Here is a 21,454-nt window from a genome sequence, read left to right as displayed (position 1 = left end):
CGGCGCTCACCGCAGCCTGCCCCGCAACAGCTCGCCGATCTCGCCTTGCGGGCGTGTCCGCGTGAAGGCGAGCAGCATGCCCATCGCGATCCCGGTGGCGATGATCGACGATCCGCCGTAACTCACGAAGGGCAACGTCATGCCCTTGGCGGGCAGCAACCGCACCGCCACGCCCATGTTGATCATGGCCTGCACGCCGAACATCGCGGCAAGCCCGGTTCCGGCAAGGCGGATGAACGGGTCACGCTCGCGCATCAGCCGCGAGAAGGCGCGCACGACCACCGTGGTGTAGAGCGCGATGAGAACGAACACGAGGACAAGCCCGTATTCCTCGGCCGCGACCGCGATGATGAAATCGGTATGCGCGTCGGGCAGCGACCATTTCACCTGCCCCTCGCCCACGCCCACCCCGAAGAAGCCGCCCTCGCGGATCGCGTTGGTGGCGAAGCCGAGCTGGGTGTTGGGATCGACCTCGGGGGCGAGGAAGCCGTCGATGCGGCGGGCGAAATGCTCCGAGCCGGAATAGGCGACCGAGCCCGCCAGCACCACGATCCCCGCGATGCCGGCCAGGATGAAAAGCGGCGCCCCGGCCACGAAGTAGATCACGCCCCACCCGAAAAGCACCAGCGCGGCCTGCCCGAAATCGGGCTGAAGCGCGAGCATGAGCACGATGGCGACGGTCAGCGCGAAGGACCACGTGCGCCCCGGCGGGCCGTTGATCTCCTGGCTGGCCGCGACGAGCCAGGCGGCGACCACGACGACGGCGGGCTTGAGGAACTCCGAGGGCTGCACCGAGGCGAAACCGAGCGAGTACCAGCGCACGGCCCCCTTGCCGAAATCGGTGCCGAAGACGGGCAGGAAGACGAGCGCCACGAAGGCGGCGAGAAAGCCCAGCACGGCGAGGCGCCGCACGGTGTGGGGGGTCATCATGGAGACCGCGAGCATGGCCAGGAGCGCCGCGACCCCGAAAATCGCCTGCCGCTCGACGTAGTGGAAGGCGTCGAAGCCATTGCGCGCCGCGAGCGGCGGCGAGGCGGCGAACCCCAGAAGCAGGCCGATGCCGAAAAGGATCAGCACGCAGGAGATCGTCCAGCGATCCACCGTGCGCCACCACTTCGAAAGGATGGGCTCGCCGTCCCGTACCGGAACGGAGCCATAGACCATTTCCGTCATGGGTCCTGCCGCTCGCTGCCTCTGTCCGTGTCCCTTTTGGCGGGACTTGGACGAAAGGATAACGAAAACACCGCCCGCGCGCCAGCGCAAAGACCGCGCATGCTGCGCCTCAGCCCAGCCGGGCGCGCACCTCGACGATGAAATCCTCGCCGCGCTGCTCGAAGTTGTCGTACTGGTCGAAGCTCGCGGCGGCCGGCGCAAGCAGCACCGTGTCGCCCGGCTCCGCCTCTTCCATGGCGCGCTCCACCGCGCGGCCCATGACGCTGCAGACCTCCGTGTCCACACCGCGAAGCGCCACCGCGAAGCGCTCTGCCTCGCGGCCGATGACGTAGGCCTTCACCACCGCGCCCATGCATCCCTCGAGCGCCGAGAGCCCGCCCGTCTTCTCCAGCCCACCGCAGATCCAGCGGATCCGCGGGAACGCGCCGAGCGCGCGCGCGGCGCTGTCGACGTTGGTGGCCTTGGAATCGTTGACGTAAGTGACCCCGCCTGCCTCAGCGATGACCTGGCTGCGGTGCGGCAGGCCCGCGAAACTCGCGAACCCCGCCTCGATCTGGCGCGGGCCGAGCCCGAGCGCGCGCGCCGCGGCGTAGGCTGCGCAGGCATTCTGGTGGTTGTGCGCGCCGGGAAGGCCCTTGATCCCGCGCAGGTCGACCGAGGCCACCTGCCGCGCCTTGCGCCACTCCGCCAGAAACCCCTTGCGCGCGCAGACCGACCAGCCCGGTCCGGCGAGCTTGCCCTCGCCCGAGACGCGGATCACCCGGTCGTCCCCCGGCGCCTCGGCGAGCTGGCCGGCGAGGAAGCGGCCCTCCGGCTCGTCCACCCCGATCACCGCGCGGTCCGGGCCGCCCTCGGCGAAGAGCCGCCGCTTCGCGGCGAAATAGCCGCCGAGCCCGCCGTGACGCTCGAGGTGGTCGGGGGTCAGGTTCGTGAACACCGCGATATCGGGCGTGAGCGCGCGGGCGAGTTCCGTCTGGTAGGAGGAAAGCTCGAGCACGATCACCTCCGCCTCGCCGGGCGGGTCGATGTCGAGCACGCCGCGCCCGATGTTCCCGGCAAGCTGCGCGGGCCGCCCGGCCTCGCCCAGGACATGGTGGATCAGCGCCGCGGTGGTGGACTTCCCGTTCGAGCCGGTGACGGCCACCACCCTCGGCGGCGTGTCGAAGCCGTCCCAGTCGCCGCGCCCGAGGGAGGCGAAGAAAAGGCCCACGTCGTTGTCGACCGGTATCCCCGCCGCGACGGCCGCCGCCACCACCGGGTGCGGCGCCGGATAGAGATGCGGGATGCCGGGCGACAGCACGAGACGCGCGACGCCCTCGAAGGCGCCCGCGCTTGAGAGATCGTGAAGCGGCAGGCCCTGCGCCTCGGCGCGCGCCCGCGCCTCGGGGCTGTCGTCCCAGAGAAGCGGGCGGGCGCCCCCCGCCACGAGGCTTCGTGCGGCCGACAGCCCGGACCGTCCCAGCCCGAGCACCGCGACCCTCTGGCCGGCAAATCCGGAGACCGGGATCATGCGGGCCTCCCGCGCCGGCGCCGCGCACCGGGCGCCGTCCTTCTTCTTCTTGGATCCAAATACTCCGGGGGAGTCGCGCGCCCCGCGCGCGACGGGGGCAGCGCCCCCTTGCCCGCCTTCACGATCGCGCGCCGCCCGCGCATCACCGCACCTTGAGGGTGGCCAGCCCGATCACGGCGAGGATCAGCGAGATGATCCAGAAACGGATCACGATGGTGGGCTCGGCCCAGCCCTTCTTCTCGTAATGGTGGTGGATGGGCGCCATCAGGAAGACGCGCTTGCCGGTGCGCTTGAAGTAGAGCACCTGGATGATGACCGACAGCGCCTCGACCACGAAGAGCCCGCCCACGATGGCCAGCACGATCTCGTGCTTGGTGGCCACCGCGATCGCGCCCAGCGCGCCGCCCAGCGCGAGGCTTCCGGTGTCGCCCATGAAGACCGCCGCGGGCGGCGCGTTGTACCACAGGAAGCCGAGGCCGCCGCCGATCAGCCCGGCGGTGAAGATCAGGATCTCCCCGGTGCCCGGCACGTAGTGGACGTCGAGATACTCGGTGAAGTCCACCCGCCCCACGGCGTAGGCGATCACGCCGAGCGTGCCCGCCGCGATCATCGAGGGCATGATGGCGAGCCCGTCGAGCCCGTCGGTCAGGTTCACGGCGTTGGCCGCGCCCACGATCACCACCATCGCGAAAGGCACGAAGAGGATGCCCAGATTGACCAGCGTGTCCTTGAAGACCGGCAGGGCGAGCTGGTTGGTCAGCTCCGCGGGGTGCAGCTGGGCCGCCCAGAAGGCCGCGATGCCCGCGATCAGGACGCCGAGCGCGACCCGCAGCCGGCCCGGCACGCCCTTCACGTTCTGCCGCGATACCTTGGCGTAGTCGTCGGCGAAGCCGATCAGTCCGAAGGCCAGCGTGACGAAGAGTACGATCCAGACATACCCGTTGTCGAGCCGCGCCCAGAGCAGGGTCGAGACGGTGAGCGCGCCCACGATCAGCAGCCCGCCCATGGTGGGCGTGCCCGCCTTCGTGACATGGGTTTCCGGCCCGTCCGAGCGGATCGGCTGGCCCTTGCCCTGGCGCCGGCGCAGCACGTTGATGAGCGGCGGTCCGAACAGGAAGCCGAACAGCAGCGCGGTCAGAAAGGCGCCGCCCGCCCGGAAGGTGATGTAGCGGAAGAGGTTGAACACATCCCCGCCGTCGCTCAGCAGCGTGAGCCAGTAGAGCATCTACTCGTCTCCCGAAAGGGCTTGCGCGGCGGGATGCCCGAGTTTCCGCACAGCGTCAACAACGGCCGAAAGCCCGGTGGAAAGCGACCCCTTGACCATGACCACGTCGCCCGCGTCGAGATCGCGTCGCACGCCGGCGGCCATCTCCTTCGCGCGCGTCGCGTGCCGGCCGCGCTTTGCAGGTGGCAGCGCCTCCCACAGGTGCCGCGCGAGCGGGCCCACGGTGTGGACCACGTCGATCCCGGCCATCGCCGGGTGCCGGGCCAGCGCGGCGTGCATCTCGGCCTCGCCGCCACCGAGCTCCTTCATGTCGCCCAGATAGGCCACCCGCCGCCCCCGCGCCTTGCGCCCGACGTCGTGGCGCACCTCGGCGCCCGCCAGCACCTCGAGCGCCGCGCCGACGGAGGCCGGGTTGGCGTTGTAGGCCTCGTCGATGAGGTCGATGGCCAGGCGGCTGTCCACGGGATCGAACCGCACGACCTCGCGGGCGCCGCGCCCGGCGACCGGCCGCCAACGGGCGAGGTCCGCGATCGCCACCGCGCGGTCGAGGCCGAGCGCCCAGCCCGCGGCGAGCACGGCAAGCGCGTTGAGCGCGAAATGCCGCCCCGGCGCCTGCACCTTGTAAAGGATCGGGGCCCGCCAGGCCCGCGCCTCGCAGACGGTGGCGGTGTCGCGGATGGTGGCGCGGAGCAGCCGGTGGTGGTTGCGCGCCGCCTCGCCGAAGGTGACCACGCGGCGTGCGCCCGCCCGCCGCGCCGCCGCCTCGAGAAGGGGTGAGGTGTCGAGGTCTCCGTTCACGACCGCCGTGCCGCCGGGGCGAAGCCCCGCCATGATCGAAGCCTTCTCGGCCGCGATGCCCTCCAGGCTGCCGAAGGCGCCGAGATGCGCGGGCGCGACCGTGGTGATCACCGCCACGTCGGGGCGCGCCTGGCGCGCCAAGGGCGCGATCTCGCCCGGCGCGTTCATGCCGATCTCGATGACGGCATAGCGCGTGTCGGCGGGCATCCGGGCGAGCGTGAGCGGCACGCCCCAGTGATTGTTGTAGCTCGCCACCGAGGCGTGCGTCGCCCCCTGCCCGGCGCAGACCGTCTTCAGCATCTCCTTGGTCGAGGTCTTGCCGACCGAGCCGGTCACGGCGACCACCCTGCACCCGGTGGCGCGCGCGCGCGCCGCGGCACCGAGCGCCTCGAGCGCGGCCTGCACATCCTCCACGACCAGCAGCGGCGCGTCGCCGGCCACGTCCTCGGGCACGCGCACGACCATCGCCGCCGCGGCCCCCCTCGCCAGCGCGTCGGCCACGAAGTCGTGGCCGTCCCGCGCCGCGGTGAGCGCCACGAAGAGGTCGCCGGGCGCGAGCGTGCGGGTATCGATGGAGACGCCCGTGGCGGCCCAGTCGCGGGTCGCGCGCCCGCCGGTGGCGCGGGCGGCGTCGGTGGAGGTCCAGAGCGTCACGGCGCCCGCCCTTCGAGCGCGGCGACGGCGAGGCTCGCCTGTTCGGCGTCGTCGAAGGGATAGACCGTGCCCGCGACCTCCTGGCCCGTCTCGTGGCCCTTCCCGCAGATCAAGAGCGCGTCGCCGGGGCCGAGCGCGGCCACGGCCCGCAGGATCGCCTCGGCCCGATCGCCCACCTCGGCCGCGCCGGGGGCGCCTTCCATCACCGCGGCGCGGATCGCCGCCGGCGCCTCCGAACGCGGATTGTCGTCGGTGACGATGACGAGATCGGCATGCGCGGCCGCCGCCGCGCCCATGGGCGCGCGCTTGGTGGTGTCGCGGTCGCCTCCTGCGCCGATCACCGCGACGAGCCTCCCCATCACATGCGGCCGCAGCGCCCGCAGCGCGGTCGCGATGGCGTCGGGGGTATGCGCGTAATCGACATAGACGCCGGCCCCGTTCGCGCGCGCGGCGGCAAGCTGCATGCGCCCGCGCACGGTGGAGAGCGCGGGCAGCGACGCAAGGACGCGCTCGGCCTCGGCGCCGCAACCGATGGCGAGCCCGGCGGCGAGCGCCGCGTTCCACGCCTGGAAATCGCCCACGAGCGCGAGCTTCGCCTGGAAGGCGCGGCCCTCCCAGGACAGGCGCAGTTCCTGGCCCTGGGGCTCGCAGCGCTGCGCGAGGATGCGCAGATCGGCCGCCTCGCCCCGGCCCACGCCGATCACGCGCTGCCCGCGGGCGCGGGCGATCCGGGCGAGATCCTCGCCCCGCGCCGCGTCGAGGTTGACCACGGCCACCCCGTCCTCGGGCAGCACGCGGGAAAAGAGCCCGGCCTTGGCCGCGAAATACGCCTCCAGGCTCTCGTGGTAGTCGAGATGATCCTGGCTGAAGCTGGAAAACCCCGCGGCGCGCAGCACCACGCCGTCGAGGCGGCGCTGCTCGAGCCCGTGGGAGGACGCCTCCATCGCCGCGTGGGTCACGCCCGCGGCGGCGGCCTCGGCGAGCACGCGGTGAAGCGTCACGGGCTCTGGCGTGGTGTGGCCGAGCGGGTGATCCCACGCGCCCTCCACGCCGGTGGTGCCGAGATTGACCGCGACCTCGCCCAGCGCGGTCCAGATCTGGCGCAGGAAGCTGGCGACGGAGGTCTTGCCGTTGGTTCCGGTCACCGCCGCCATAACCTCGGGCTGGGCGCCGAACCAGAGCGCCGCGGCGCGGGCGAGCGCCTGGCGCGGATCCTCGGCCACCACGAGCGCGGCATCGGAGGCAGCGAGCGGCTCGGCGGCGAGGCGCGCGCCCTCAGCATCCGTGAGCACCGCCGCGGCACCCTTCGCAAGCGCGGCGGGCAGGAACGCCGCGCCGTGGGCGCGCGTGCCCGGCAGCGCCGCGAAAAGATGGCCGGGCGCGACCTTGCGGCTGTCCACGGAAATCCCGGTGACGCGGGCCGCACGGCCGCCTTGCGCGGTCAGGCCCAGTTCCGAAAGGCCCTTCTCCCGCTCGCCCATGCCCTGCCGCTCCGTTCGTGCCATGCCTGCCCGCCGCCCCGGCACGCGTACCGTGCCTTCAGTTGGCGGTGAGCGTTACACCAGTCTGCGGGGCGGGTTCAATCTCGGGCCGCAGCCCCAGGATCGGCGCGACGCGGCGGATCATCTCGGCGGCCACGGGCACCGCCGTCCAGCCCGCCGAACGCCGCGGTTCCGCGCCCGAGGTCTCCACCGGTTCGTCGAGCGCCACGACGAGCACGTATCGCGGGTCGTCGGCGGGAAAGATCGAGGCGAAGACGGCGATCACCTTGTCCTCGTAATAACCGCCACCGGCCTTGCGCGGCTTGTCGGCGGTCCCGGTCTTGCCGCCGACGCGATAGCCGCGCACCTCGCCCAGGCTCGCGGTGCCCTCGGTGACCACGCGGCGCAGCATGGTGCGCGCCTTGTCCGCCGAGGCGGCCGTCATCACCCGCTCGCCGAGGCGGGGGGCGTCCTGGCGCAGCAGCGTCGGCGTCACGCGAAAGCCGCCATTGGCGATCGCCGCGTAGCCCGCGGCGAGGTGGAGCGGCGTGACCGAAAGCCCGTGCCCGTAGGAGATCGTCACCGCCGAAAGATCCGTCCAGCGTTCGGGCAGCAGCGGCGCGCCCTGCGCCGCCTCGGGCATCTCGACGGGAACCGGCTCGAGCAAGCCCAGACGGTCGAGAAACGCGCGCTGGCGCTCCGGCCCGATCTGCAGGGCGAGCCGCGCCGTCCCCCGGTTCGAGCTGTGCACGAGGATGCCGTCCACGGTCTGCTCGCCGTAATCCTTGTTGCGGAACTCCCGGATCGCGAAACCGGACACCCGCATCGGCCCCGAGGTGTCGATCAGCGTGTCGTCATCGGCGAGCCCCAGCTCGAGCGCCTGCACCGCCGTGAAGGTCTTGAAGGTGGAGCCGAGTTCGTAGACGCCCTGCACCGCGCGGTTGAAAAGCGGGCTGTCGGCGGCCTCCCCGCGCGGCGGCGGCGCGGGCCGGTCGTTGGGATCGAAATCCGGCAGGCTCACCAGGCTCACGATCTCTCCGGTCTTCACGTCCATCAGCACCGCGGCCGCGCCCTTGGCATTGAGAAGCCGCATGCCGCCGTCCAGCACGCGCTCTGCGGCGGCCTGCACCGTGAGGTCGAGCGACAGCGCGAGCGGCGCGCCCGCACGGGCCGGGTCGCGCAGGCGCGCGTCGAAGGTCTTTTCCACGCCCGCGACGCCGATCACCTCGGCGGCGTGCACGCCCTCGCGCCCGAAGCCCGCCCCGCCCAGCACATGCGCCGCGAGGCTTCCATTGGGATAAAGCCGCATCTCGCGCGGCCCGAAAAGCAGCCCCGGCTCACCGATGTCGTGCACCGCCTGCTTCTGCTCGGGGCTGATCTTTCGCTTGATCCACAGGAACTTGCGCGCGCCCGTGAAATCGGCGCGCAGCTTCTCGGCATCGAGGTCCGGGAAGATCCGCGCAAGCTCGCGCGCGGCCGTGTCGGGGTCCACCATCAGGGGCGGCTGCGCGTAAAGGCTGTGCGTGCCCATGTTGGTGGCCAGCACCCGGCCGTGCCGGTCGGTGATGTCGGCGCGCTGCGCGAGGATGGAGGCGCCCGGCGCGCGCACGCGCGGCTCTTCGGGCTCTGAGGCCGCGAGATGCGCGGTCCGCCCGCCCACGAGGGCGAAGGCGAAGACGAAGGCCACGCCCAGCACCAGCAGCCGCGCCTCGGCGCGCTGGCGCAGCCGGTCGCGCATCTCCTCGTGGCGCAGGCGGATGTTCTCGCGCTCGATCGCGTCGGGGCTTTCGCCCCTGGCGCGGGCCTCGAGGATCCGGGCGAGCGGGCGCAGCGGCTTGCGGATCATGGCGTCGACTCTCCCTGCTCGGAAATCTCGACCACGTTGGCGATGGGCTCGGGCGCGTCCTCAGCAGGATAGGCGACCTGCTCGACGCGGCCGAACTGCTCGGGCCGGAAGGGCAGAAGCCCGAGCGTGTCGAAGTTCATCTCGGCAAGCTCCATCAGCCGGTCGGGCCGGTTGAGATAGGCCCATTCCGCCCGCAGCACCGCGAAGCGCGCCCGCGTCTCGGCGATCTGGCGCTGCAGGGCCTCCGTCTCGGCGATGGCCTGCTGGGTGCGATAGTTCTGGTGGTAGGCCCAAAAGGCGAGCCCGATCACGGTGCACGCGGTGGTCACAAAAAGCAGGGTGCGCATCTGGTCTATCCTTTCACGACCGGCATGCCGATCCGGGCTGGATCGGGGGCGCCCGCGGGCGCATCGGTGCGGCGCGCCACCCGAAGCCGGGCCGAACGCGCGCGGGGGTTGCGGGCAAGCTCCTCCGCGTCGGGGCCGACCGCCTTGCGCGTGAGGATCTCGAAGCGCGCACGCTCGGGGGTGCCCGCCGGCGCGAAGCGATTGGCCGCGCCGGTGGAGCCCGCCCGCGCCTGGAAAAAGCGCTTCACCATCCGGTCCTCGATGGAATGGAAGGTCACCACGGCGAGCGCGCCGCCGGGCGCAAGCGCGCGCTCGGCGGCGACGAGAGCTTGGAACAGCTCCCCAAACTCGTCGTTCACGGCGATCCTGAGCGCCTGGAAACTGCGGGTGGCGGGGTGCGCCTGCCCCGGCTTCGCCCGCGGAAGGCAGGCCTCGACGACGCGGGCGAGATCGAGCGTCGTCTCGATCGGCGCCTCGGCGCGCGCGCGCAGGATGGCGCGGGCGATGCGCCGGCTCGCGCGCTCCTCGCCGTAGAGAAAGAGGATGTCGGCCAGCTCCCTCTCGGAGGCGGCGTTGACGATATCGGCCGCCGTCGGGCCCTCCCGCCCCATGCGCATGTCGAGCGGCCCCTCCTTCTGGAAGGAAAAGCCGCGCTCGGCGCGGTCGAGCTGCATGGAGGAGACGCCGAGATCCAGCACCACCCCGGCGAGGTCGCTGCCGTAATCATCGAGCCTCGAGAAGACGTCCTCGACCATCTCCAGACGGTCGCCATACCCGCCGGCCCATCCCGCCGCGAGTTCGAAGGCGAGCGGATCGCGATCCATCGCGACGACCTTGTCCGCGCCCGCCTCCAGCAGCGCGCGGGCATAGCCGCCCGCACCGAAGGTGCCGTCGAGCCAGACGCCGCGCACCGGCGCCACGAGATCGAGAAGCGGGCCGAGCAGGACCGGAACATGGGGCGGCGCGGAGCTCGGGGCGGACGCGGCCGGGCAGGTCATGGCCTACGCCCCCGCCGGGCCGCCGGGCTGCGGATCGTCCAGCAGCATCAGCGGGTCGAAATCCTCGGGCAGCTCGTCGAGCCAGGCTTCGGTCCGCGCCAGCTCTTCGGCGTCGTAGGTCTCGGGCTTCCAGATCTGGAACGTGTCGCCGGCGGCGATGAAGAACGCCTCGCCCTCGAGCCCGATCTTCTGGCGCAGCTTCGCCGGCAGGACGAGGCGGCCGGTCTCGTCCACGTTGGTGGGATAGCTCTGGCCGTGGAAGAGGCGTTGCAGCATCTTGCGCTGCATCGAGCCGCGCGGCATCGCGTCGATCTTCTCGTCGACCTCGGCGATCGCCTCCATGGTGTAGCATTCGAGGTAATTGCGGCGGTGGTCGCCGTAGACGATCACCAGTTCGGGGTTGAGCCCATCGGTCCAGTTCGGGTCGGCGGCCTCGAGCACGCGGCGGAACGAGGCCGGGATCGACACCCGGCCCTTCGCGTCCACCTTGTTGCGGCTCTCGCCTCTGAACCTGCGGCCCACTGTCCCTACCGCCCTTTCAACCTTCGCCCCCGAAGGCCCGGCGCCTTACGAAAACGGCGGATCGAGCTGCTGCCAAAGCCCGATCCGCCGCCCTCGTCCCGTCGCCGGGGTGTCCGGTTGCGCGCGCCACCTGGGGGGATGTCTGCTCGCCCGCGCACCGGATCTCTCTTTCACGATGAAAGCGGGGTGCCTGTATGAAACCTGACTTTTTATGGGAGCCTTGTTCGGGGTTCTTTTCCGCCCCTTCGTCCCGTCCCTCATCGTGAGAAAAGGGATGCCATGGGAATTCATGGAAATCAACAAGTTTTTGTGGGACGACAGGCAACCACAGACGCGTCACCGCCTTGCATGAGCGGCTTTTGCCATGCTCCCGCGGGACTGAAATACAATATATATGACCATCCCTGAAAATTGCTCCATATATGGTGCGAATTTCCGGACTCCCTTTTCGGCCCATGATTTCCCAGCCGTATCCAGAAAACTGTCGCGTCGCCGAAGATCCGTCGCCCGGCCCGGGCGAATCGCTCGCCGGGCGCGAGTCGGGCGTTCCGGCATTCCGCCGGATGCCATCGACGGGAAATGAGCGGGCGTCGCCGTGCACGGGCCGCCCATCTTCCAGGCAAGCCCGGGCGCAACGTGGGCAGGCGAGCCCAAGCGTTCACGAAGCGCACAAGGAACGGGCAGCGGTGCCCGGAAAAGGTCAGTATGTCATATGCATTTGCCGCATAGCAGCATTGAGCCGCCGGCTATTGTGCAAGCGCAGCATAAACGTATCTTTGGAAGGAACGCGGCGCAGGCTGACGCCAACACGCAAGGCAGGCGCCCGCAGACATACGGATCAGGAAACCCTCTCCTCCTCCCTGGGTTTTCTGAAAACTGGCGGCGGCATCTCTCCTCCTCCCGATGCCGCCGCACCTTATACGCCGCAGTCCGTCGCCCTCGGGTGCGGGATGCGGACACAGGATCGAAGCGCCCCCTCTCCTCCTCCCTGGGGCCTTCGAGATCGAAACGGCGGCGCCTTCCTCCTCCTCCCGGGCGTCGCCGTTTCTCTTTCCCAAGCTTCGAAAAACGGGATGTCCCGTGATTTCCCGTCGCGGCGCGGCGCCTGCGCGTCAGTGCAGCGCGCGACGGCGTCCGCGCGCCCCGCCCCGGCGAGTCGCGCCCACGACGCTCGGCCGCGTCGCCTGTTCCAGAAACTCCAGGAAGGCCGCCGCGGCGGCGTTGGGCGCCTCGGGCGGGTCGAGCCCGTCGAGCGCCCGGCTCGCCGCCTGCTGCGGGCTGGTGTCCGCCGGCAGGGCAAAAACCCATTCGAGGAACCCGAGCCGCGCGGCCTGCTCGGCCGCGTCGCCCTCTCGCGCGAGCCTTTGCAGCCCGTCCATGATCGCCAGCGCCGTCATTTGCGCCCTGCCCGCCGGCCTGCGCGGCCCGTCCGGTCACCCATCTCTCATCTCCCGGGCCGCGCCCCGCGGCCATTGGAGCGGATGACTGAAAGAGCGGGACAGCACCGCGGCAGCGCCGCGCGACGTCCCCGCCCACACCGCCACCCGCGGTTCGACGTCATGCCAGGGCTGGTTTCCGGGCTCGGGGCGGGTGGGGCCAATGGCCCCGCGCCAGGCGCCTTCCCGGGAGCGGTCCCAGTGGCGTTGCCTGTCGCATCCCGCCCTCACCGTTGCGGGGGCAGCGCCGGGGTCTCACCGGCTTCCCAATTCTCCGCGACGCACGCGCCGCGGCACCCTGACAAGACCGAGCGTAGCCGATTCCCCGTCAGGCGAAAGCGATTTTCACGTCCGGTCAAACGCGGCGCCGGTGGCGCGGCTTGCCTCAGAACGGGACGTCGTCGGCGCCGGTGACGTAGCGGGCGACCACTTTCTTGTCGCCCGCCTTCTCGAAGGCGACCTCGAGCTTGTCGCCCTCGATGCCCTTGATCGTGCCGTAGCCGAACTTCTGGTGGAAAACGCGATCACCCACGCTGTGGGCGCTGACCGCTTCGAGGTCGATCACCTGCCCGCGCGTCTCGCGCGGCTGGCTGACCGGGCGCGCGCCGGCGCGCTCCTGCATCCGGCGCCAGCCGGGAGAGTTGTAGGCGTTGGCCTCGGCCGCGCGACGCTCGATGCCCGCCGTGGCCGCGGCACCGTAGCCGCCCCCGTAAAGCCCCGGCGGCGTCAGAACCTCGACATGCTCCTCCGGCAGCTCGTCGATGAAGCGCGAGGGCATCTGCGACTGCCACTGGCCGAAGACGCGCCGGTTGCCGGCGAAGGAAATCGTGCAGAGCTCGCCCGCGCGGGTGATGCCGACATAGGCGAGGCGGCGTTCCTCCTCGAGGCCCTTGAGGCCCTGCTCGTCCATGGACCGCTGCGAGGGGAAAAGCCCGTCCTCCCAGCCCGACAGGAAGACGGCCGGGAACTCCAGCCCCTTGGCGGCATGCAGCGTCATCACCGAGACCTTCTCGCCCTCGGCGCCCGCCTCGTTGTCCATGATGAGGCTCACATGCTCCAGGAAGCCGGTGAGGTTCTCGAACTCCTCGAGCGCCTTGACGAGTTCCTTGAGGTTGTCGAGCCGCCCCGGCGCCTCGGGCGTCTTGTCGTTCTGCCACATGCCCGTGTAGCCCGACTCGTCGAGAACGATTTCCGCAAGCTCGACGTGGCTGAGGCCGGGATCGCCCGCCATCCGGCCCCACCTGTCGAGCCCGTCGAGAAGCTTCGCAAGCTCCGCCGCGCCCTTGCCCGAGAGCCCCTTCTCGGCCAGCAGCGCCCGCGCACCCTCCAGAAGGCTCACGCCCCGGGCCCGCGCCGCGGCGCGGATCTTCTGCTGGGCCTTGTCGCCGAGGCCGCGTTTGGGCGTGTTCACGATCCGCTCGAAGGCCAGATCGTCCGCGGGCGAGACGACGAGCCGGAAATAGGCCATGGCGTCGCGGATCTCCATCCGCTCGTAGAAGCGCGGCCCGCCGATCACGCGGTAAGGCAGCCCGATCGTGAGGAAGCGGTCCTCGAAGGCGCGCATCTGGTGGGAGGCGCGCACGAGGATCGCGATCTCGTCGAGCGAGAAGGGCCGCATCCCCCGCGTGCCGCCCTGCATCGCCTCGATCTCCTCGCCGATCCAGCGGGCCTCCTCCTCGCCGTCCCAGTGCCCGATGAGGCGGACCTTCTCGCCCGCCTCGGCCTCGGTCCAGAGCGTCTTGCCGAGCCGCCCCTCGTTGGCGGCGATCACGCCCGACGCGGCGGCGAGAATATGCGGGGTCGAGCGGTAGTTCTGCTCCAGCCGGACGACCTTCGCGCCGGGGAAATCCTTCTCGAAGCGCAGGATGTTGCCCACCTCCGCACCGCGCCAGCCATAGATCGACTGGTCGTCGTCACCCACGCAGCAGATGTTGTGGTGACCGCCGGCCAGTAGTCGCAGCCAGAGATACTGCGCGACGTTGGTGTCCTGGTACTCGTCCACGAGGATGTAGCGGAACCAGCGGCGGTATCGCTCGAGCACGTCGTCATGGGTCTGGAAGATGGTGACGACATGGAGCAGCAGGTCGCCGAAATCGACCGCGTTCAGCTCCTTCAGGCGGGCCTGGTACTGAGCGTAGAGCTCGACGCCGCGGCGATTGTAGGCACCGGCCTCCGAGGCGGGCACGCGCTCGGGCGTCCAGGCGCGGTTCTTCCAGTGATCGATGATCCCGGCGAGCTGGCGCGCGGGCCAGCGCTTCTCGTCGATCCCCTCGGCCGCGACGAGCTGCTTGAGGAGGCGAAGCTGGTCGTCGGTGTCGAGGATCGTGAACGACGGCTTGAGCCCCGCAAGCTCCGCATGGCGGCGCAGCAGCTTGACGCAGATCGCGTGGAAGGTGCCGAGCCAGGGCACCCCCTCCACCGCGTGGCCGAGAAGGCGCGCCACGCGGTCCTTCATCTCGCGCGCGGCCTTGTTGGTGAAGGTCACGGCCAGGATCTCGTCCGGGCGCGCGCGGCCGGTGTTGAGAAGATGCGCGATGCGCGTGGTCAGCGCCTTGGTCTTGCCCGTGCCCGCGCCCGCCAGCATCAGCACGGGCCCGTCGAGCGCCTCCACCGCGGCGCGCTGCGCGGCGTTCAGCTCGTGAAGATAGGGCGCAGGCCGCGCGGCCATGGCACGGGCGGACAGCGAGGCCGCCTCGAAGGCGTCGGCGTCGTCGAAACTGCTCATGGCGCGCAATCTAGCGCAGCCGGCGGCGGGTTTAAAGAATTGTTCGGCGTATGTTCCGCCCGCGGCGCGGGCCGCGCCCGCGTGCTGGACAATCCCCCGCCGCTGACGGAAACATGCTGCCGATGACCCTCGACGCACGCTTCCCCGCCATCTCGGACCTTCGTGCCCGCGCCCGCGCGCGGCTGCCCCGCTTCGTCTGGGAATATCTCGACAGCGCCACCGGCGCGGAGGCCACTCAGGCGCGCAACCGCGCCGCGCTCGACCGGGTCGTGCTGCGTCCCTCCATCCTGCACGGCGAGATCGCGCCGGATCTTTCCGTCGAGCTTCTGGGCCGCCGCCACGCCCTGCCCTTCGGCGTCGCGCCGGTGGGGATGTCGGGCCTGATCTGGCCCGGGGCGGAACGCAGGCTCGCCGCCGCCGCGGCGGAGGCGGGTCTGCCCTACACGCTGTCCACCGTCGCCACCGCCACCCCCGAGGAGGTCGGGCCCGAGGCCGGGGAGAACGGCTGGTTCCAGCTCTATCCGCCGCGCGACGAGGACATCCGCCGCGACATGCTGCGGCGCGCCCGGGCGGCGGGGTTCCGCACGCTGGTGCTGACCGTTGACGTCCCGGTGGCAAGCCGGCGCGAGCGCCAGACGCGCTCGGGCCTGACGAACCCGCCGCGCCTTACCCCGCGGCTGGCGTTGCAGGTGGCGGCGCGTCCGGCCTGGGCGCTCGCCACCGCGCGGGCGGGGATGCCCCGGATGCGAACGCTCGATCCCTACAAGGAGGGTCTCGCCTCGGGCGCGCTGCCCTCGAACGCGCATGTGGGCTACCTTCTGCGCACCTCGCCCGACCGCGACTACCTGCGCTGGCTGCGGGACAACTGGGAGGGGCCGCTCGTCGTCAAGGGCGTGCTGGGCGCCGAGGACGCCGCCATGCTTCAGGCCGAGGGCGCGGACGCGATCTGGGTGTCGAACCATGCCGGCCGGCAGTTCGACGCCGCGCCCGCCACGATCGAGGCGCTGCCCGCGATCCGCGCGGCCACGACGCTGCCGGTGATCCTCGACGGGGGCGTCGAGGGCGGGCTCGACATGCTGCGCGCCATCGCGCTCGGCGCGGATTTCGTGATGATGGGACGGCCCTGGCACTACGCGATCGCCGCGCTGGGGGCGGATGGCCCGACGCATCTGGTGGACTTGCTGCGCAAGGATCTGGAGGCCAACATGGGCCAGCTGGGCGCGCGCGATTACGGCGCGCTGCCATCGCGCCTGGTGCGCGACTGACCCGTCAGGCCCTCTGCCCGCAACTCGCGCCCGGCCTCGTATCCCAGCGAGCGGAAGCCCACGAGGAAGGTCTGGATCAGGCGGTCGATCCGGGGCTCGCCGGACACCTCGCCGCGCTGTGCCAGCTTCGCCAGGTCCAGCGCCGAGTCGCGGCATGTGCCCGGCAGGCTGTCGAGCCGGGCGAAGCCCATCCGCCAATGGGGAAAGGCGCGCTCTTGCTCGGCGCCCGCGCGCAGCGTGACCAGCCCGTGATGGCGGGGATCGCGGCCGATCCGCGCGAAGCAGGTGCGCACCACCGTTTCCTCGCCCTCGAGCACCTGGAAATAGCTTCCCTCGTGCAGCAGCAGCAGGCCGGTAATGTCGGCCACCGTGTTGTTGCGCCGCGAGGCGGCGAGGATATCCGACACCTCGTCGGCGGAGGGCTGGCCGCCGCGTGCCGTGCTCCAATAGAGATAGCGAAAGATCATATGGCGCACCCGGCGACGTGACGCCGCAAACGAACCAGACGCGCGTTGACAACGGGTAAAAATCCACCGGCGCGATCACGCCGAGTTTACGAAGCGCGGGATTGTGCCTAGACATCGCATAGCGAACGCAAAGGGACAGCGCCGATGACCGACTTCCGCAAGATCCTGGTCGCCAACAGGGGCGAGATCGCGATTCGCGTGCTGCGCGCGGCCAACGAGATGGGCAAACGCACCGTCGCGATCTTCGCCGAGGAAGACAAGCTGTCGCTCCACCGCTTCAAGGCGGACGAAGCCTACCGCATCGGCGAGGGGCTGGGACCGGTGCAGGCCTATCTGTCGATCCCCGAGATCATCCGCGTGGCGAAGGAGTGCGGCGCCGACGCGATCCACCCGGGCTATGGCCTGCTGTCCGAGAACCCGGATTTCGTGGATGCCTGCGACGCCGCGGGCATCGCCTTCATCGGGCCGCGGGCCGAGACCATGCGCCAGCTCGGCGACAAGGCCAGCGCGCGGCGCGTGGCGATCGAGGCCGGCGTGCCGGTGATCCCCGCCACCGAGGTGCTGGGCGACGACATGGCGGCGATCCGCCGCGAGGCCGAGGACATCGGCTATCCGCTCATGCTGAAGGCCAGCTGGGGCGGCGGCGGGCGTGGGATGCGCCCCATCAGCGGCCCCGACGAGCTGGAAGAGAAGGTGCTGGAGGGCCGGCGCGAGGCCGAGGCCGCCTTCGGCAACGGCGAAGGCTACCTCGAGAAGATGATCACCCGCGCCCGCCACGTCGAGGTGCAGATCCTCGGCGACACGCAGGGCAACATCTATCACCTCTTCGAGCGCGACTGCTCGGTCCAGCGGCGCAACCAGAAGGTCGTGGAGCGCGCGCCCGCCCCCTACCTGAGCGAGGAGCAGCGCGCCGAGCTTTGCGAACTCGGCCGCAAGATCTGCGCCCATGTGAACTACGAGTGCGCCGGCACCGTCGAGTTCCTGATGGACATGGACACCGGCAATTTCTACTTCATCGAGGTCAACCCCCGCATCCAGGTCGAGCATACCGTGACCGAGGAGGTCACGGGCATCGACATCGTGCGGGCGCAGATCCTGATCGCCGAGGGCAAGTCGCTCTCCGAGGCGACCGGGATGCCGAGCCAGGGCGACATCGCGCTCAACGGCCACGCGCTTCAGACCCGGATCACCACGGAAGATCCGCAGAACAACTTCATCCCCGACTACGGGCGCATCACCGCCTACCGCTCGGCCACGGGCATGGGCATCCGCCTCGACGGCGGCACGGCCTACGCGGGCGGCGTCATCACCCGCTACTACGATTCGCTGCTGGTGAAGGTCACCGCCTGGGCGCCCACGCCGGACCAAGCCATCGCGCGGATGGACCGGGCTCTGCGCGAGTTCCGAATCCGCGGCGTGGCCACGAACATCGCCTTCGTCGAGAACCTGCTCAAGCACCCGAAATTCCTGTCGAACGAATACACGACCCGTTTCATCGACGAGACCGCGGAGCTGTTCCAGTTTCCCAAGCGCAAGGACCGCGGCACGCGCGTGCTGACCTACATCGCGGACATCACGGTGAACGGTCACCCCGAGACGAAGGGCCGCCCGCGCCCGCCCGCCGACGTGAAGGATCCGCGCCCGCCGAAGCTGCGTGCCGAGACGCCACCGCCCGGCACCAAGACGCTGCTGGAGGAGAAGGGGCCGCAGGCGGTGGCCGACTGGATGGCGGCGCAGACGAAGCTGCTCGTCACCGACACGACGATGCGCGACGCCCACCAGTCGCTGCTGGCCACGCGGATGCGCTCGCTCGACATGGTCAAGGTGACGCCGGCCTACGCCCACAACCTGCCGCAGCTTTTCAGCGTCGAGTGCTGGGGCGGGGCCACCTTCGACGTGGCCTACCGCTTCCTGCAGGAATGTCCCTGGCAGCGGCTGCGCGACCTGCGCGAGCGGATGCCCAACATCATGACGCAGATGCTGCTCCGCGGCGCGAACGGGGTGGGCTACACCAACTATCCCGACAACGTGGTGCGCGAGTTCGTGCGCCAGGCCGCCGCCTCGGGCGTGGACGTGTTCCGTGTCTTCGACAGCCTGAACTGGGTCGAGAACATGCGCGTGGCGATGGATGCGGTGTGCGAGAACGACCGCGTCTGCGAGGGCGCGATCTGCTACACCGGCAACATCCTCGATCCCGACCGGTCGAAATACGACCTGAAATACTACGTCGAGATGGGCAAGGCGCTGCGCGACGCGGGCGCGCATGTGCTGGGGCTGAAGGACATGGCGGGGCTTCTGAAACCGGCCGCCGCGCGCACGCTCTTCAAGGCGCTCAAGGAAGAGGTGGGGCTGCCCATCCACTTCCACACCCACGACACCGCCGGCATCGCCTGCGGCACGATCCTCGCCGCCGCCGAGACCGGGGTGGACGCGGTTGACTGCGCGATGGACGCGCTTTCCGGGAATACGAGCCAGGCCACGCTCGGCACCATCGTGGAGGCGCTGGCCTTCACCGATCGCGACACCGGCATCGACATCGACGCGGTGCGCGAGATCTCCAACTACTGGGAGGCGGTGCGCCTGCACTACACGGCATTCGAATCGGGCCTGCAGTCGCCCGCCTCCGAGGTCTACCTGCACGAGATGCCGGGCGGGCAGTTCACCAACCTCAAGGCGCAGGCGCGCTCGCTCGGGCTCGAGGAGCGCTGGCACGAGATCGCCCACGCCTATGCGGAGGTGAACCAGATGTTCGGCGACATCGTGAAGGTCACGCCGTCGTCGAAGGTGGTGGGCGACATGGCGCTGATGATGGTCAGCCAGCACCTGACCCGCGCCGATGTCGAGAACCCGGAGAAGGAGGTGAGCTTTCCCGACTCGGTCATCGACATGATGCGCGGCAATCTCGGCCAGCCCCCGGGCGGCTTTCCCGAGGCGATCGTGAAGAAGGTTCTCAAGAACGAGCGCCCAAACACGGAGCGCCCGGGCGCCCATCTTCCGCCGGAAGATCTGGAGGCCAAGCGCCGGGAGTTGTCGGACAAGCTCGACGGGCGCGAGTTCGACGACGAGGACCTCAACGGCTACCTGATGTATCCCAAGGTGTTCCTCGACTACGCAGAGCGGCACGACCTTTACGGTCCCGTGCGCACCTTGCCCACGCGCACGTTCTTCTACGGCATGGAGCCGGGCGAGGAGGTCACCGCCGAGATCGATCCCGGCAAGACGCTCGAGGTCCGCCTGCAGGCCGTGGGCGAGACCCATGACGACGGCGAGGTCCGCGTCTTCTTCGAGCTGAACGGCCAGCCGCGCGTGGTGCGCGTGCCCGACCGCATGGTGAAGTCGCAGACGGCCCAGCGCCCGAAGGCCGAGCCGGGCAACGCGGCCCATGTGGCCGCCCCCATGCCCGGCGTCGTGGCGAGCGTGAGCGTGAGCGCGGGCCAGAAGGTGGCCGAGGGCGATCTGCTGCTCACCATCGAGGCGATGAAGATGGAGACCGGGCTCCACGCCGAGCGGGATGCGACGGTGAAGGCCGTGCACGTCCAGCCCGGAGGCCAGATCGACGCCAAGGATCTTCTGGTGGAATACGAAGCCGAGGAGTGACCGGGTCGCACCGTCGCCCGGCATCGGCCCTGCCGCGGACGCGCGGTGCGGCCGCCTCGTCCCCGGTGCGGGATCGGGCGCGCGCACAAGGGCCCATCATCGGGCCGCCGGCCGTGCCGGATGCCGCGCGTCAGGCGCCTTCGGCCGTGCTGGGCGCCGGGGACGCGTCTTGCGCCGCCCCGCGATACTGGCCGACGTTCTCGCCGAGATGGGCGTTGTTGGCCTCGCGGATGCGCGCGGCGGCATCGTCGTAGAGGAAGGGCAGGAAGGCGTAGCGCCGCCCGCTCGTGACCGGCGAGACCTTGTGAAGAAGCGAGCACGAGAAGACCACCGCCCCACCGGCGGGCGCCTTGAAGCCGCGCGGGCCGTATTCGGGAAAGCTGACCCGGCCGCCCTCGAAATCGTCGTTCAGGTTGACCGACACCGCGAAACGGCGATGCGCCGTGCCTTTCGTCGTGTTGTCCCGGTGGGCCGAGAAATGCCCGCCCTCGGAGGCGTCGTAGCAGGATACGATGTAACGCTCCATGCGTGTGACCTGGAACTGGTGCACCTTGAAGATTTCCGGCACGACGCGCCGCACGAACCGCGCGCGCAGCGCGTCGCTGAGCCGCCGATCCTCGATCAGGTAATCGCGCCGTCGCTTGTGACTGGCATCGTGAAGGGCCAACGTCTTGCCGTCGACGTCGCGCATGAAGCCCGACTCCTGCCCACCGTTGCGCTCGTAAAGCTGGATGAGGTGGCGGCACAGCTCGGGTTCGAACACGTTGGGAAGAACGAGGACGGGCGCCGGCACCTCGAAGCCGGCGAAGCGTTCGGGCGGCGGCAGGGTGTCGAGGAAGGTCAGAAGCCGGGGGATGTCTTGCTGGTCCTGGCCGAAGGGGATGCGCGCGAGCACGCGCATCGTGGGGTCTATCACCAGCCAGAACCGGCGATGCGGCACGCCCGCGGGCCCCGCCTTCGCGTCGGGCGGCACCGCGCCGTAAAGCTTGCTGACCGCGAGATCGAAATCCCAGAAGACCCTGTAGCCCGGGATCCGGTTATCGATCCGCGCGGCGGTCTCGTCGCCGGGATCCACGGAGACCGCGAAGTAACAGGCGGTATTGTCGTCGAAGAAACCGGGCCGCTCGGCCACGGCGCGCAGCGCGGCCCGGGCATGGGCGTCCCCGGCGGAGCCGAGAAAGCAGAGCACGAGGTAACGCCCCGCCGCCGTGTCGAACGCGAATTGCGGGTTGGAGGGCGTGCGCTGCCGGAACCAGGGCGCCGGATCACCCGGCAGAAGATCGATCGCGGTGTCCATCATGTCACCCCCGCTCAGGAACGCTCCGAATACTTGACGCAGCGTCATCATAGCCGGCGATCGTGCGCGTGTGAAGCAATGGAAGAGTGGCGTGGGGAAACACTCTCTTTCCC

Annotated in this window: 15 protein-coding genes and 1 riboswitch; of the genes, 2 read left to right on the top strand and 13 right to left on the bottom strand. The window is 70.4% G+C overall.

What is annotated here, in order from left to right; translation table 11 throughout:
- Positions 1-6: 6 nt before the first annotated feature.
- The 11 genes from ftsW to AB6A66_RS02635 all read right to left on the bottom strand — a co-directional run bounded on the left by ftsW (position 7) and on the right by AB6A66_RS02635 (position 14,715).
- Positions 7-1,173, bottom strand: coding sequence for a putative lipid II flippase FtsW (gene ftsW, locus AB6A66_RS02685; RefSeq protein WP_371054696.1), 1,167 nt, complete (start codon positions 1,171-1,173; stop codon positions 7-9).
- A 109-nt stretch (positions 1,174-1,282) separates the two neighbouring features.
- Entirely contained in the window at positions 1,283-2,683 is a 1,401-nt protein-coding gene (gene murD, locus AB6A66_RS02680) for a UDP-N-acetylmuramoyl-L-alanine--D-glutamate ligase (protein ID WP_371054695.1), read from the bottom strand.
- Positions 2,684-2,825: 142 nt separating this feature from the next.
- Positions 2,826-3,908 carry a phospho-N-acetylmuramoyl-pentapeptide-transferase gene (gene mraY, locus AB6A66_RS02675; protein ID WP_371054694.1) on the bottom strand — a complete coding sequence of 361 codons (1,083 nt, stop codon included), beginning with the start codon at positions 3,906-3,908 and terminating at the stop codon, positions 2,826-2,828.
- Positions 3,909-5,360, bottom strand: a complete 1,452-nt coding sequence (murF, locus tag AB6A66_RS02670; RefSeq protein ID WP_371054693.1) for a UDP-N-acetylmuramoyl-tripeptide--D-alanyl-D-alanine ligase — start codon at positions 5,358-5,360, stop codon at positions 3,909-3,911.
- On the bottom strand, positions 5,357-6,841 hold the full coding sequence (locus tag AB6A66_RS02665) for a UDP-N-acetylmuramoyl-L-alanyl-D-glutamate--2,6-diaminopimelate ligase (RefSeq protein ID WP_371054935.1): 1,485 nt from the start codon (positions 6,839-6,841) through the stop codon (positions 5,357-5,359). The genes murF and AB6A66_RS02665 overlap by 4 nt, the downstream gene beginning before the upstream one ends.
- A gap of 58 nt (positions 6,842-6,899) precedes the next feature.
- A complete protein-coding gene (locus AB6A66_RS02660) occupies positions 6,900-8,687 on the bottom strand; it encodes a peptidoglycan D,D-transpeptidase FtsI family protein (protein ID WP_371054692.1) in 1,788 nt (595 codons plus the stop codon).
- The gene (locus AB6A66_RS02655; protein WP_371054691.1) at positions 8,684-9,034 is read right to left on the bottom strand and encodes a cell division protein FtsL; all 351 of its coding nucleotides are present in this window, start codon (positions 9,032-9,034) and stop codon (positions 8,684-8,686) included. The genes AB6A66_RS02660 and AB6A66_RS02655 overlap by 4 nt, the downstream gene beginning before the upstream one ends.
- A 5-nt stretch (positions 9,035-9,039) precedes the next feature.
- Positions 9,040-10,032: a 16S rRNA (cytosine(1402)-N(4))-methyltransferase RsmH gene (gene rsmH / locus AB6A66_RS02650; protein ID WP_371054690.1), complete on the bottom strand. Its 993-nt coding sequence runs from the start codon at positions 10,030-10,032 to the stop codon at positions 9,040-9,042.
- Between the two features lie 3 nt (positions 10,033-10,035).
- Entirely contained in the window at positions 10,036-10,554 is a 519-nt protein-coding gene (mraZ, locus tag AB6A66_RS02645) for a division/cell wall cluster transcriptional repressor MraZ (RefSeq protein ID WP_371036746.1), read from the bottom strand.
- A 1,112-nt stretch (positions 10,555-11,666) separates the two neighbouring features.
- A complete protein-coding gene (locus AB6A66_RS02640) occupies positions 11,667-11,951 on the bottom strand; it encodes a hypothetical protein (protein ID WP_371054689.1) in 285 nt (94 codons plus the stop codon).
- A 151-nt stretch (positions 11,952-12,102) separates the two neighbouring features.
- A riboswitch (cobalamin riboswitch) is annotated at positions 12,103-12,306 on the bottom strand.
- A gap of 69 nt (positions 12,307-12,375) precedes the next feature.
- Entirely contained in the window at positions 12,376-14,715 is a 2,340-nt protein-coding gene (locus AB6A66_RS02635) for an ATP-dependent helicase (RefSeq protein WP_371054688.1), read from the bottom strand.
- 113 nt (positions 14,716-14,828) lie between these two features.
- Here AB6A66_RS02635 and AB6A66_RS02630 point away from each other — a divergent pair, with 113 nt between their 5' ends.
- On the top strand, positions 14,829-15,980 hold the full coding sequence (locus AB6A66_RS02630) for an alpha-hydroxy acid oxidase (RefSeq protein WP_371054687.1): 1,152 nt from the start codon (positions 14,829-14,831) through the stop codon (positions 15,978-15,980).
- Here AB6A66_RS02630 and AB6A66_RS02625 read toward each other — a convergent pair.
- Entirely contained in the window at positions 15,944-16,447 is a 504-nt protein-coding gene (locus AB6A66_RS02625) for a BLUF domain-containing protein (protein WP_371054686.1), read from the bottom strand. The two genes, AB6A66_RS02630 and AB6A66_RS02625, sit on opposite strands and share 37 nt — an antisense overlap.
- 144 nt (positions 16,448-16,591) lie before the next feature.
- Between AB6A66_RS02625 and AB6A66_RS02620 the strand changes: the two genes are divergently transcribed.
- Positions 16,592-20,044, top strand: a complete 3,453-nt coding sequence (locus AB6A66_RS02620; protein WP_371054685.1) for a pyruvate carboxylase — start codon at positions 16,592-16,594, stop codon at positions 20,042-20,044.
- A gap of 130 nt (positions 20,045-20,174) precedes the next feature.
- On the opposite strand, the gene AB6A66_RS02615 is transcribed toward AB6A66_RS02620, so the two are convergent.
- Positions 20,175-21,344, bottom strand: coding sequence for a 2OG-Fe(II) oxygenase (locus tag AB6A66_RS02615; protein ID WP_371054684.1), 1,170 nt, complete (start codon positions 21,342-21,344; stop codon positions 20,175-20,177).
- Positions 21,345-21,454: the final 110 nt, after the last annotated feature.

Source organism: Rhodosalinus sp. K401 (genome assembly GCF_041365735.1).
In the GTDB taxonomy this organism is placed as follows: Bacteria; Pseudomonadota; Alphaproteobacteria; order Rhodobacterales; family Rhodobacteraceae; genus Rhodosalinus.
The sequence above is the reverse complement of the archived record's forward strand: the minus strand, read 5'-3'. Positions and strand labels throughout refer to the sequence as shown.

Excerpts from the sequence above, each read along its gene's own strand:
- rsmH (WP_371054690.1), bottom strand. The coding sequence starts at position 10,032 with ATGACCTGCCCGGCCGCGTCCGCCCCGAGCTCCGCGCCGCCCCATGTT.
- ftsW (WP_371054696.1), bottom strand. The coding sequence starts at position 1,173 with ATGACGGAAATGGTCTATGGCTCCGTTCCGGTACGGGACGGCGAGCCC.
- murD (WP_371054695.1), bottom strand. The coding sequence starts at position 2,683 with ATGATCCCGGTCTCCGGATTTGCCGGCCAGAGGGTCGCGGTGCTCGGG.
- AB6A66_RS02620 (WP_371054685.1), top strand. The coding sequence starts at position 16,592 with ATGACCGACTTCCGCAAGATCCTGGTCGCCAACAGGGGCGAGATCGCG.
- AB6A66_RS02665 (WP_371054935.1), bottom strand. The coding sequence starts at position 6,841 with ATGGGCGAGCGGGAGAAGGGCCTTTCGGAACTGGGCCTGACCGCGCAA.
- mraY (WP_371054694.1), bottom strand. The coding sequence starts at position 3,908 with ATGCTCTACTGGCTCACGCTGCTGAGCGACGGCGGGGATGTGTTCAAC.
- AB6A66_RS02640 (WP_371054689.1), bottom strand. The coding sequence starts at position 11,951 with ATGACGGCGCTGGCGATCATGGACGGGCTGCAAAGGCTCGCGCGAGAG.
- AB6A66_RS02635 (WP_371054688.1), bottom strand. The coding sequence starts at position 14,715 with ATGAGCAGTTTCGACGACGCCGACGCCTTCGAGGCGGCCTCGCTGTCC.
- AB6A66_RS02625 (WP_371054686.1), bottom strand. The coding sequence starts at position 16,447 with ATGATCTTTCGCTATCTCTATTGGAGCACGGCACGCGGCGGCCAGCCC.
- AB6A66_RS02630 (WP_371054687.1), top strand. The coding sequence starts at position 14,829 with ATGCTGCCGATGACCCTCGACGCACGCTTCCCCGCCATCTCGGACCTT.
- AB6A66_RS02660 (WP_371054692.1), bottom strand. The coding sequence starts at position 8,687 with ATGATCCGCAAGCCGCTGCGCCCGCTCGCCCGGATCCTCGAGGCCCGC.
- AB6A66_RS02615 (WP_371054684.1), bottom strand. The coding sequence starts at position 21,344 with ATGATGGACACCGCGATCGATCTTCTGCCGGGTGATCCGGCGCCCTGG.
- AB6A66_RS02655 (WP_371054691.1), bottom strand. The coding sequence starts at position 9,034 with ATGCGCACCCTGCTTTTTGTGACCACCGCGTGCACCGTGATCGGGCTC.